Origin of the sequence: Bacillus cereus group sp. MG4 (genome assembly GCF_040460055.1) — a bacterium.
Taxonomy (GTDB): Bacteria; Bacillota; Bacilli; order Bacillales; family Bacillaceae_G; genus Bacillus_A; species Bacillus_A wiedmannii.
This window is the reverse complement of record NZ_JARVGZ010000001.1, coordinates 897,427-910,200: the sequence shown is the minus strand read 5'-3', so window position 1 is coordinate 910,200 and position 12,774 is coordinate 897,427. Positions and strand designations below refer to the sequence as shown.

Here is a 12,774-nt window from a genome sequence, read left to right as displayed (position 1 = left end):
ATAGTTTTACAATAAATTTAGGAGTTCATACATTGTAACGAATATATTTACATAAAACTTTTTCACGTTCGTTTTTTGTCTAAATATTAAAAAAACAAAGAAAAAATGTTATAGTAAAATGAGAGTATATGACATTTTTAGGTAAGGGGGAATCCATGATGTGGATTACTTCAGAAGTAGAAATTCCAGAGGAGTTAATTGATCATCTTGAACAAGGAAAGTTAGTACTATTTGTTGGAGCGGGAGTTTCTATGAAAGGGAAATCAAACTTACCGAATTTTGATGATCTAGTTGATGAAATTGCGAAAACGTTATATGTAGAAACGCGTGAAATAACAGAACCTCATGATTATTATCTTGGTAAAATTGCGAAAACAAAAGATGTACATCAGGTGGCAAGAGATTTAGTTCATACTGAAAAGTCAAAGCCAAATCCGCTTCATTATGCGATTCCAAGGTTGTTTCCTTTAGATACAGAAGTCCGCATTGTAACGACAAATTTTGATCGACATTTTACAACTGCGATGAAAGAAATGAATAGAGAATTTAACGTATATTATGCACCTGCATTACCTACAGGTAGAGCGTTTAAAGGACTCGCCTACATACATGGAAATATAGAACAAGAGAAAGAAGCGTTAATTTTAACAGATGGTGATTTTGGAAGGGCTTACTTGACGGAAGGATGGGCAAGAAGATTTTTAGTTGATTTATTCTCGAATTATACCGTTTTATTCGTTGGATATAGCCATAATGACCCAGTAATGAAATATTTAGCGACTGGTTTACCACCAAGTACAAGGCGTTATGCATTTGTTGCACAAGGGGAAAATACGTACCACTGGGAGCATTTAGGAATACGGCCGATTGTATATCCGAATAAAGGTAATAATCATCAATCTCTTGTTAAAGCAGTGAAGCGATGGGCGGAATTAATGGGAGATAATTATATTACAAAACGAATGCGTATTCGTGACATAGTAACAGTTCCACCATCAGTAGAGCAGGAACAATTATCATACATAAAACAATCAATAAAAAAAATTGAAACAGTCCGCTACTTTGTTGAATTTGCTCATGATTATGAATGGGTGGAATGGCTTGAAGCAGAAGGGAAATTACAAAATTTATTTTTAGTTACATCAAACTATAATGAGGTAGATGAACTACTTGCAGAATGGTTAGTGGAACAATTTCTTTTTAGTCATCAAAAAGAATTATTTCAGTTAATTTTTAAAAATCATTCTAAACTATCTCCGTTATTTTGGAGAACAATTTGTAGCTACTTAAACGAGACGAAAATTGAGATGGATCCGTTGTTGTTTGCAAGATGGACACTTCTTTTACTAGAAACAGCTGAAAAAGATAGTAAATCAATTGAAAAAATTTCTTACTTACTACAAAAATGTTCTTTTCCTGAGCATAAAGAAATTGCATTATTATTACTAACGTTTATTTTGGATGGGAAGCTTAAGTTGAAGCGGGAGAGAAAATGGGGAAATGGTACGCAAGAATCAATAGAACTTGAGGAATCGAGTCGCTTACCAGTGTCTACATTTTCTTATGTGGAGCAAATTTGGAATGAGAAGATGAAACCTCATATTTCCTATTACGCCGTACCAATTATGATGATGGGAATAGAAAAGATGCGAATGCTATCACTACGACAAACGGCATTGAAAAAAAAGGGTAAGGAAAATGTTGAAAAAGAGTTTCAGCAAAATGATCTTGCCTTTTTAATTCAAATTGTAAAAGAGTGTTTAGCTTATTTATGTGAAAATAATGAGAAAAAAGCAAATTATTATATTACAGAAATGATAGAAGCAAACAGCGTGCTTCAGACCCGAATTGCAATTGATGCGATAAATAAAAATATATTCGTTAGCGCCGATGACAAAATGAAATGGTTGTTTCAGGAAGGACTTCTTTTAAATGTCACCTATAAACACGAAGTTTTTCAGCTTATAAAAAATCATTTCGCATCTTCTTTAGAAAAAACAAAAGAAGAAGTCATTCAAATAGTACTGAAGGACCTTGCAGAGGAGAGGGCGTTTGATGTTTGTTTCGTGTTAGATTTATTATTCACTTGTGATTCCAATAGTCCCTCTACAGCGAAAGGTTATGAGGTAATGAAGCAAAAGCATCCTCACTTCCATTCTGATCGATACAGCGTACAAAAGAAAGAAACCACGGAACAAAGTATTACTTGTAACGTAACTGCTGATGGATTATTACAGCTGAAAGACGATGAAATTATGAAGCAAGTTCGTCAATTTTCTCAAGACGGTGTTTTTGAGCAACGTCATTTTTTAGAGATGTTATCGAAAGCATGTAAATTGAATACAGAATGGAGTATTTCATTTGCTTACCAATTAGTTAGCATGCACGAAATAAGTAATGAAGTATGGTTTGTTTGTATTAGAGAGTGGCGAAATAACCGAGGACTGACAAATGAACAAATCCAAAAAGTTATTCCGCTATTGCAGAAATTTGTTAGAAATACTGCTTTTCATTGGTTAATTAGTAGCTTTCTATATGAAATTAGTAATCGATTAGAAGAGTTAGAGGAAAATAGCATACGTAATGTGAAACGGTTTGCTTTTTCGGTATTCCCTCAAGTAATGAAAAGTGATACAGATTTTAAGCTTGGAAAACAAGATTTTTACAATGAATCGATCCAGCATCCTGTTGGGAAAATGACAGCTGTATTATTAAAACTGTTATCATATGATCATTTATACGATCGTAACGTGTATGAATATTTATTTTTATTTGAAGAACAAGTAAGAGTTAGTTCAGAGCGGACAAATTACATGTTAGCGCGTTTAGTAGCAGATATTACATTTCTTTATCATATTGAGAAGCAGTGGTGCCGAAAATATTTGTTACCGTACTTAGATTTAAAGAAGGAAAATGAGATTACGAAATATGCCTGGGCAGGCTTATGTTACACGCAAATCAATTTACCTTTATTTACAGAGATGAAGCGATTTATTAAGTATGCAGTAGAACATTTGGAAGTATTGCATCCGCATACGAGGGAAGCTTTCTTGAAATGGCTTAGTTTTGTATTTATTAAATGTGTACTGTATTGGGAGCAAAAAACAGATTGGTTATACCCGTTGCTTATACAAGAAAATGAAGAAAATAAAATTAAATTTATGCAGTTTTTATGCTATTACGTCAAAACGTTAAGTGCAAAAGAACAACAAAAATTTTGGGTAGCGTGGCTCAGTATATTTTTGCGAGAGCGACCGAAAATGGGTGAAATTACAGCTAGAGAATATGTAATGCTTTTACGTATTATTTTATTTATGGATGAAATAGTAGAAAGAGGATTATCGATAATATGTAAATCATTTTCGGACGTGGGTGGAAAAGGGAATCAAACGGAGTTAAAACAGTTATTTAATGAAATACTTGAAAAGACAGAGCGTATAAAAATGTATAAAGAATTGTATGCAAATGTATTTTTCACTTTACTACAAACGCTTCAGGAAGCCGATTTACTTGAAACGGAAATCATTCAAATAAAAGAAGTATTATCTCGGTATGGAGTAGAAAAAAATGTACTAAATACAATAGATAATGAGATAATTCGCATCGGAATTGTTATGGAGAATTTACAAGAAGAAATGTAGGGCGGAAGTGGAATTTTAAAAAATATATAAAAAGTTGTTGACAGTGTTTTGAAAAGCGTTCTATAATACGAATCATACTTATTCAATTTCAAAAACATTTGAATAAACAAAGTGCAATGAAGAGATCACAGTAGTGGTTAGTCTTACTGTAACAGAGAGCTGGTGGTTGGTGTGAACCAGTACAGGGATAATCATGAATTACAGTCTTGGAGCATCTTTTTCGTAGTAAAGATAGTATTGTCTTTATGAAGAAAAAGCGGTCAATTGATCGTTAACAGTGAAGAGAGGTAGACGGAAAGTTAGTCTACAACTAGGGTGGTACCGCGATAAATATCGTCCCTACTGATTTATTCAGTAGGGACTTTTTGTATTTTAGTGGTCTAACTTGAAAATTAAATATATATGCGTTGAAAGGAAAAGCAGTAGTTGTTGTTTCCCTGTAACAGAGAGCTGGTGGTTGGTGCGAACCAGTACAAAAACAAGAGCGAATTACAGTCCTAGAGCATCTTTTTCGTAGTAAAGATAGTATTGTCTTTATGAAGGGAAAGACGGTCAGATGATCGTTAACAATGAAGAGAGGTAGACGAAATAAGTCTACAACTAGGGTGGTACCGCGATAAATATCGTCCCTACTGATTGGATCAGTAGGGATTTTTTGTACAAAAAAGTGGGTTTTGATTGAGTTGATAGTGTCCTTATAGTAAGTATTCGTTTAAAATAAGAAGAGGTATCGATTCCACTTAAATTTTGTATAATTTATCAGTTCAGAAAATAGAGAATTTTTCATTCTCTTACTATACTTTTTAAACATTAGAGGAGGATTTCCAAATGGCAAATCATGAATTAGATCAATTACGTAAACAGGTAGATGAAATTAACTTACAACTATTACACCTTTTAAACAAACGTGGTGAAATCGTTCAAAAAATTGGGGAGCAAAAGCAAGTACAAGGTACGAAACGTTTTGATCCAGTACGTGAGCGTGAAGTACTTGATATGATTGCAGAGCATAACGAAGGACCATTCGAAACGTCAACAGTTCAACACATTTTCAAAACAATCTTCAAAGCTAGCTTAGAATTACAAGAAGATGATAACCGTAAAGCATTACTAGTATCACGTAAAAAGAAACAAGAAAATACAATCGTTAATGTAAAAGGTGAATTGATTGGAAACGGAACACAAACGTTCATCATGGGACCTTGTGCGGTAGAAAGCTTAGAGCAAGTTCGCCAAGTAGGGCAAGCGATGAAAGACCAAGGCCTAAAATTAATGCGCGGTGGTGCTTTCAAACCGAGAACATCTCCATACGATTTCCAAGGTTTAGGAGTAGAAGGATTACAAATTTTACGTCAAGTAGCAGATGAGTTCGACTTAGCGATCATTAGTGAAATCTTAAATCCGAACGATGTTGAAATGGCGCTAGACTACGTTGATGTAATTCAAGTTGGTGCACGTAACATGCAAAACTTCGATTTATTACGAGCTGTAGGTAAAGTTAACAAGCCAGTATTATTAAAACGTGGATTAGCAGCAACAATTGATGAGTTCATTAACGCAGCTGAGTACATCATTGCACAAGGTAACGACCAAATTATTCTATGTGAGCGTGGTATCCGCACATACGAAAGAGCGACACGTAACACATTAGACATTTCAGCAGTACCGATTTTAAAGAAAGAAACACATTTACCAGTAATCGTTGACGTAACGCATTCAACTGGACGCAGAGATTTATTATTACCAACAGCGAAAGCAGCACTTGCAATTGGTGCAGATGCAGTAATGGCTGAAGTACACCCAGACCCAGCAGTTGCATTATCAGATTCTGCACAACAAATGGATATTCCAGAATTCCATAGATTCATGGATGAGTTAAAAGGTTTCAAAAATAAATTATCTTAATTCCATATCATATATGCGCTGAAGAGGAAACAGTAGTGCTTATCTCACTGTTAAAGAGAGCTGATGGTCGGTGTGAATCAGTACAAAGATAAGTATGAATTACAGCCTTGGAGCATCTTTTCCGCCAACTTTTGGAGGGAAAGACGGTCAAACGATCGTTACAGAAGAAGAGAGGTAGACGCTAGTTGTCTACAACTAGGGTGGTACCGCGATAAACTTCGTCCCTACTGAGCGCTCAGTAGGGACATTTTTGTACAAAAAAATAGTAAAGGGGCAAGAGAAATGAGATACATTACAGCTGGAGAATCACATGGACCGCAGTTAACAGTTATTTTAGAAGGTGTACCAGCAGGTTTAACATTAACAGCGGAACATATTAATAAAGAATTATTAAGAAGACAAAAAGGACACGGACGCGGAAGACGTATGCAAATAGAAACTGATACAGTTGAAATTGTAAGTGGTGTTCGTCATGGGATGACACTTGGCTCACCAATAACGTTAATCGTTAAAAATGATGATTTCAAACATTGGACGAAAGTAATGGGTGCAGAGCCAATTTCGGAAAAAGAAAGTAAAGATATGAAACGTACAATTACAAAACCACGTCCAGGACATGCGGATTTAAACGGCGCAATTAAATATGGACATCGTGATATAAGAAACGTACTAGAGCGCTCATCTGCAAGAGAAACGACAGTTCGTGTAGCTGCTGGTGCAGTTGCAAAACAAATTTTGAAAGAATTAGGCGTAGAAATTGCAGGGCATGTTCTTGAAATTGGTGGGGTACAAGCGAAACGAATTTCAAACTTACCAATAGAAGAAATTCAAACGATTACTGAAAATTCACCAGTTCGATGTTTAGATAAAGAAGTAGAACAAGAGATGATGGATGCGATAGATAACGCAAAAAGTAGCGGAGATTCAATCGGCGGTATTGTTGAAGTCATTGCAGAAGGTATGCCGATTGGCGTCGGTAGTTACGTTCATTACGATCGTAAATTAGATGCAAAACTTGCTGGTGCAATTATGAGTATTAATGCATTTAAAGGTGCTGAAATTGGCGTTGGTTTTGAAGCAGCAAGACAGCCAGGAAGTAAAGTACACGATGAAATATTATGGGATGAAGAAAATGGATACACGAGAAAAACGAATAATGCCGGCGGTTTAGAAGGCGGTATGACAACAGGAATGCCAATTGTCGTAAGAGGTGTTATGAAGCCAATACCTACATTATACAAACCGTTAGCAAGTGTTGACATTGATACGAAAGAAGCATTCCAAGCGAGTATTGAAAGATCTGATAGTTGTGCAGTACCAGCAGCAGGTGTAGTAGCTGAATCTGTTATAGCATGGGAACTTGCACATGCACTAGTCGAACAATTCGGAAAAGATCGTATGGATTTAATTCAGCAAAACATTACGCAACATAATAAATATGCAAAAGAATTTTAATAAAAAGGTGGTTTTAACATGCAAGTGAAAGATCAACTCTCATCATTACAACCATATACACCAGGTAAATCACCTGAACAAATGAAAGAAGTGTACGGAGATCATTCATTTGTGAAATTAGCATCAAATGAAAATCCATTCGGCTGCTCACCACGTGTTTTAGATGAGTTGCAAAAATCGTGGTTGGAACATGCTTTATATCCTGACGGAGGTGCTATAGCGCTTCGTCAAACAATTGCAAATAAGTTACATGTTCAAATGGAACAAATACTTTGCGGTAGTGGTTTAGATGAAGTCATTCAAATAATAAGCCGTGCAGTACTTAAAGTAGGAGATAACATCGTAACGGCTGGTGCAACATTTCCGCAGTACCGTCATCATGCAATTATTGAAGGTTGTGAAGTGAAAGAAATCCCTTTAAATAACGGTGTATACGATTTAGACGAAATTTCGTCAGCAATAAATAATAATACGAAAATCGTATGGATTTGTAATCCGAACAACCCGACAGGAACATATGTGAATGATCGAAAATTGACTCAATTTATTGAAGGTATTAGTGAAAATACGTTAATTGTCATTGATGAAGCGTACTATGAATACGTAACAGCAAAAGGTTTCCCGGAGACATTACCGCTTTTAGAAAAACATAAAAACATTCTTGTACTTAGAACATTTTCTAAAGCGTACGGATTAGCTTCTTTTCGCGTTGGATATGCAATTGGATCGGAAGAGCTAATCGAGAAATTAAATGTCGTACGTTTGCCATTTAACGTATCTTCATTAGCGCAAAAAGCAGCGACGCTTGCTTTTGGTGATGACGAGTTTATTGAGGAAATAGTTCGTGTGAATACAGAGGGATTACAACAATACGAAAGCTTTTGTAAGGAAAATGAAATTCCGTTTTATCCATCGCAAACAAATTTCATCTTCTTGCCAGTTGAGAATGCTGGGGAGATTTATGAAGCTTGTGCACACGCAGGATTTATTATTCGTCCGTTCCCAAATGGTGTCCGTATTACAGTCGGAACAAGGGAGCAAAATGAAGGAGTGATTTCAGTGTTAAAACAACACTTTGAAAATAAAAAAAGAAAGTCTCGAGATGAGGAAAATGCGTAAAAAGGTAGTTTTAATTGGAACTGGTTTAATCGGAGGCTCTCTCGCATTAGCAATTAAGAAAGAGCACGATGTAACGATAACAGGTTATGATATATTTCAAGAACAAGTAGAGCGTGCAAAAGAATTACATGTAGTAGATGAAGTAGCAGTAGATTTACAGCATGCATGTGAAGAGGCGCATTTAATTGTGTTTGCTTCTCCAGTTGAAGAAACGAAGAAGTTATTACACAAATTAGCGTCATTTCGTTTAAGAGAAGATGTTATTGTAACAGATGTTGGTAGCACAAAAGGGACGATCATGAATGAAGCGGAAGCTTTATTTTCAAAGGAAGTTTCTTTCATTGGTGGACATCCGATGGCAGGTTCTCATAAAACGGGAGTTGAAAGTGCAAAAGCACATTTATTTGAAAATGCATTTTATATTTTAACGCCGATGAATCATGTGCCAAATGAACATGTGGAAGAACTAAAGCGTTGGTTACAAGGAACAGGATCTCATTTTCTCGTTCTAAATACAGAGGAACATGATTATGTAACAGGGATCGTTAGTCATTTTCCACATCTTATCGCAGCTGGATTAGTAAAGCAAGTGGAGAAACATGCAGGAGATAATCCGCTCATTCATCAACTAGCTGCCGGAGGGTTTAAAGACATTACACGTATCGCATCTAGTAGCCCAAAAATGTGGAGTGATATTGTTAGACAAAATCGCGAGCATTTAATGGTATTATTAAAAGAGTGGATCTCTGAAATGGAAGATTTATATGATACAGTTTCTACCGGAGATGCAGGCGAGATTCAAAACTATTTTGCAGACGCGAAAGAATATCGTGACTCTTTACCAGTACGAAAGAGAGGGGCAATTCCTGCCTATCACGACTTATACGTTGATGTTTTAGATAAAGTAGGGGCATTGGCTCATATTACGAGTATTTTGGCACGCGAAGAAATTAGTATTACGAACTTGCAAATATTAGAAGCACGTGAAGGGTTGCTTGGGGTATTACGTATTAGCTTCCAAAGAGAAGAAGATCGTATGAAAGCAAAGCTAGCGCTTAAAGAAGAAAAATACCAAACTTATGAAACAATTTAAATGAGAAGGTGAAAACATGAAGGAAAGAACAATAGAACCTGTTAATAACGGATTAAAAGGTATTATTACAATTCCAGGAGATAAATCCATTTCACACCGCGCTGTCATGTTCGGCGCGATTGCAGAAGGAAAAACAACAATTAAAGGTTTCTTGCCCGGCGCAGACTGTTTAAGTACAATTTCTTGTTTTAAAGAAATGGGAGTAGAAATCGTGCAAAATGGTGATGAAGTCACTGTAGTTGGTAAAGGATTAGAAGGCTTACAAGAACCAAAAGCTGTATTAGATGTTGGTAATTCTGGTACAACAATACGTTTAATGTCAGGAATTTTGGCAAATACACCATTTTTCTCTTGCGTACAAGGTGATGCATCTATCGCAAAAAGACCGATGAAACGTGTTACAAATCCATTAAAACAAATGGGTGCAAACATTGATGGCCGCGAAGAAGGGACGTTTACACCGTTAACAATACGTGGTGGAGATTTAAAAGCAATTGAATATACTTCACCTGTAGCAAGTGCGCAAGTAAAGTCAGCTATTTTACTTGCAGGTCTTCGTGCAGAAGGTGTAACAGCTGTTACAGAACCACATATTTCACGCGATCATACGGAAAGAATGCTTGAAGCCTTTGGCGTTAAAGTAATTCGTGAGGGAAAAACAGTGAAACTTGCAGGTGGACAGAAGTTAACAGCGACAGACGTTCAAGTACCAGGTGACGTATCATCAGCAGCATTTTTCTTAGTAGCAGGCGCAATCATTCCAAATAGTAAACTAGTATTACAAAATGTAGGGATGAACCCAACTCGTACAGGTATTATTGATGTTTTAGAGAAAATGGGTGCTACGTTCACTGTAGAGCCAATTAACGAAGGATCATCAGAACCAGCAGCAAACATTACGATCGAAACATCTTCATTAAAAGGAATTGAAATTGGCGGAGATATTATCCCAAGATTAATCGATGAAATTCCTGTTATCGCCTTAGCGGCAACGCAAGCAGAAGGAATTACAGTAATTAAAGATGCGCACGAATTAAAAGTTAAAGAAACGAACCGTATCGATACAGTTGTTGCGGAGTTAACGAAACTAGGAGCTCGCATAGAAGCAACTGATGACGGCATGATTATTTACGGAAAATCAGCACTAAAAGGCAATACAGTAAATAGTTACGGTGATCACCGCATCGGAATGATGCTTGCAATTGCTGGCTGTCTAGCAGAAGGAAAAACAACAATTGAAGACGCAGAAGCAGTAGGCGTATCATATCCTACATTCTTCGAAGAACTTCAAAAGTTAGCAAAATAAAGCAATAAAAAGCAATAAAAAGCAATAAAAAGCAATAAAAAGCAATAAAAAGCAGATACGGGATGTATCTGCTTTTTATATTGGATTCGTGTCGTTAGGTCCATATAATTTCATTCACCGCACTGGAATATTGAGAATTATGGTACAATTCAAACAAGGAATGGAGGAGAAATATATGAACGTTATACAATTAAAAGAAGATATATTTAGAGAAGCATTACGCTTATCGGAATACGCTTTTCAATATAAAGTTGATGAGGAACGATTGCAACAACAACTTACAAAGATGAAAGAAAGTCATGAAATATACGGTATTATGGAAGGTGAAGATGTAGCAGCAAAACTGCATCTTATTCCGTTTCATATATACATAGGCAAAGAGAAATTTAAAATGGGAGGCGTTGCAGGGGTAGCGACGTATCCAGAGTATAGAAGAAGCGGGTATGTAAAAGAATTACTTCAACACTCACTTCAAACGATGAAAAATGACGGATATACAGTATCAATGCTACATCCATTTGCTGTTGCATTTTATCGTAAATTCGGCTGGGAACTTTGTGCGAATCTCCTTGTATGTCATATGACAAAGAGTGATTTAGTTATGAAGAAACAAGTGAATGGTACTGTGAAACGTTTCAATAAAGAAAATCACCCAAAAGAGGTCGAGAAGCTTTATGAAGCATTTGCAGAACGTTTTTCCGGTATGCTAGTTCGCGATGAAAAATGGTGGTTACAAGTTGTTTATGATGACTTAACATTAGCGATTTATTACGATGAAAATAAAATGGCTGCTGGCTACATGTTATATAAAATTGAAAACAACAAAATGACAGTAGAAGAATTTATTCCACTGCATAATGAAGCGCGAAATGGTCTGTGGAACTTTATTTGCCAGCATGATTCTATGATTAAAGAACTTGAAATGACAGTTAGTGAAAACGAACCGTTATTATATACACTCCAAGAGCCACGCGTGAAGGCAGAAATAAAGCCATATTTTATGGGCAGAATTGTAGATGTGGAGCAGTTCTTAAAACAATATGAGTTGAACTGGAACAATGTACAGCAAGAAGTGATCCTACACATTACAGACGCATTTGCTCCGTGGAATAACGTAACAGTGAGACTTGCAAATCATGAAATAACAATTGTAGAAGAAACAATAGATAAAGGAATTAGGCTGGATATAAATGCACTATCTACAATAATGTTCGGCTACAAGCGTCCGTTAGAACTTAATGAATTGGAATTCATTAGCGGAAGTAAAGAGGAAATACAAGCGTTTGAGAATATAGTTCCGGTACGTGAAGCATTTATTTGTGATTTCTTTTAATTAATGCACTGTGCAATGTGTGATTAGAAAAGTACTATAATGAAAAACAGTTATTATAGTACTTTTCTATTAATTAAAGTCAAATCATTATTTTAGGGGGGAAAATAGAATGTATCGAAAGCTTTAAGACATGATGATACAAAGGAATTATTTGAAGGGGTATTTCAAAAGAATATATGACTAAACTAATTGAGTGTCTTCGTTAATAAATGCTACATTAGCTTTGTCACACTCTTGACTTTTAGCGCATCTAATTTATAATTAAAAACGGAATGAATTTTCATTCCTGAAATTTGAGGTGGAAAAATGGCTAAAAACAAACAAGAGGATATTTTTGATGCGGCAATACAACTTTTTGCAGAAAGAGGATATGATGGTACAACAATTCCGATGATTGCTGAAAAAGCAAAAGTAGGGGCAGGTACGATTTACCGCTATTTTGAAAATAAAGAGGCACTAGTTAATTCTTTATTTACGAAAAGTGTTTTACAACTATCGGAATTAATAAAAACCGACTTTCCAGTCAATGCAAATATTCGTGAACAGTTTAGTCATACATACAACCGTTTATTTGAATTTGCGAGACAAAATGCAGATGCTTTTCTTTTTACAAATTCTCACTGTGATAGTTATTTTCTCGATGAAAATAGTAATGAAATATTCGAGGACTTTATGGGTTTCTTTATGGACTTGATTGAAGATGGAATCGAAAAAGGTTTTCTTCGTCCATTACCACCAATTGCTTTAATTATCATTGTATATCAACCGATTGAAAAATTAATTAAAGTAATGGAAACAGGGCAATTAGAATATACAGAAGAGTTAGTAAAAGAATTGGAAGAAAGTTGTTGGAATGCTATTAGAATCATTTGATTCTATAGCGTTATAAGGACAGGAATGAACATTCATTCCGAAAAAATAA

8 protein-coding genes and 3 other annotated features are annotated in these 12,774 nt (G+C 35.7%); all 8 genes read left to right on the top strand.

Going from position 1 to position 12,774, the window contains the following annotated elements; all coding sequences use genetic code 11:
- Positions 1 to 158 precede the first annotated feature (158 nt).
- Positions 159 to 3,641 (top strand): DUF4020 domain-containing protein, encoded by a 3,483-nt coding sequence (locus QCI41_RS04755; protein WP_353838148.1) that lies wholly within the window; start codon positions 159 to 161, stop codon positions 3,639 to 3,641.
- Between the two features lie 107 nt (positions 3,642 to 3,748).
- Positions 3,749 to 3,985, top strand: a binding site (T-box leader).
- Positions 3,986 to 4,039: 54 nt separating this feature from the next.
- Positions 4,040 to 4,275: a binding site (T-box leader), on the top strand.
- 194 nt (positions 4,276 to 4,469) lie between these two features.
- Entirely contained in the window at positions 4,470 to 5,546 is a 1,077-nt protein-coding gene (locus QCI41_RS04750) for a bifunctional 3-deoxy-7-phosphoheptulonate synthase/chorismate mutase (RefSeq protein WP_001273578.1), read from the top strand.
- Positions 5,547 to 5,555: 9 nt separating this feature from the next.
- Positions 5,556 to 5,775 (top strand) — a binding site (T-box leader).
- Between the two features lie 53 nt (positions 5,776 to 5,828).
- Positions 5,829 to 7,001 (top strand): chorismate synthase, encoded by a 1,173-nt coding sequence (gene aroC / locus QCI41_RS04745; protein WP_048560705.1) that lies wholly within the window; start codon positions 5,829 to 5,831, stop codon positions 6,999 to 7,001.
- Positions 7,002 to 7,019: 18 nt separating this feature from the next.
- Entirely contained in the window at positions 7,020 to 8,120 is a 1,101-nt protein-coding gene (gene hisC / locus QCI41_RS04740; protein ID WP_353838149.1) for a histidinol-phosphate transaminase, read from the top strand.
- On the top strand, positions 8,113 to 9,213 hold the full coding sequence (tyrA, locus tag QCI41_RS04735; protein ID WP_193672660.1) for a prephenate dehydrogenase: 1,101 nt from the start codon (positions 8,113 to 8,115) through the stop codon (positions 9,211 to 9,213). Before hisC ends, tyrA begins: the two co-directional genes overlap by 8 nt.
- A 16-nt stretch (positions 9,214 to 9,229) precedes the next feature.
- A complete protein-coding gene (aroA, locus tag QCI41_RS04730) occupies positions 9,230 to 10,519 on the top strand; it encodes a 3-phosphoshikimate 1-carboxyvinyltransferase (RefSeq protein WP_264461801.1) in 1,290 nt (429 codons plus the stop codon).
- 175 nt (positions 10,520 to 10,694) lie between these two features.
- Positions 10,695 to 11,852, top strand: coding sequence for a GNAT family N-acetyltransferase (locus tag QCI41_RS04725; protein ID WP_353838150.1), 1,158 nt, complete (start codon positions 10,695 to 10,697; stop codon positions 11,850 to 11,852).
- Positions 11,853 to 12,158: 306 nt separating this feature from the next.
- Positions 12,159 to 12,725: a TetR/AcrR family transcriptional regulator gene (locus QCI41_RS04720; protein ID WP_353838151.1), complete on the top strand. Its 567-nt coding sequence runs from the start codon at positions 12,159 to 12,161 to the stop codon at positions 12,723 to 12,725.
- Positions 12,726 to 12,774 lie beyond the last annotated feature (49 nt).

Coding starts and splice junctions, on each gene's coding strand:
- QCI41_RS04755 (WP_353838148.1), top strand. CDS start 159: ATGTGGATTACTTCAGAAGTAGAAATTCCAGAGGAGTTAATTGATCAT.
- QCI41_RS04750 (WP_001273578.1), top strand. CDS start 4,470: ATGGCAAATCATGAATTAGATCAATTACGTAAACAGGTAGATGAAATT.
- aroC (WP_048560705.1), top strand. CDS start 5,829: ATGAGATACATTACAGCTGGAGAATCACATGGACCGCAGTTAACAGTT.
- hisC (WP_353838149.1), top strand. CDS start 7,020: ATGCAAGTGAAAGATCAACTCTCATCATTACAACCATATACACCAGGT.
- tyrA (WP_193672660.1), top strand. CDS start 8,113: ATGCGTAAAAAGGTAGTTTTAATTGGAACTGGTTTAATCGGAGGCTCT.
- aroA (WP_264461801.1), top strand. CDS start 9,230: ATGAAGGAAAGAACAATAGAACCTGTTAATAACGGATTAAAAGGTATT.
- QCI41_RS04725 (WP_353838150.1), top strand. CDS start 10,695: ATGAACGTTATACAATTAAAAGAAGATATATTTAGAGAAGCATTACGC.
- QCI41_RS04720 (WP_353838151.1), top strand. CDS start 12,159: ATGGCTAAAAACAAACAAGAGGATATTTTTGATGCGGCAATACAACTT.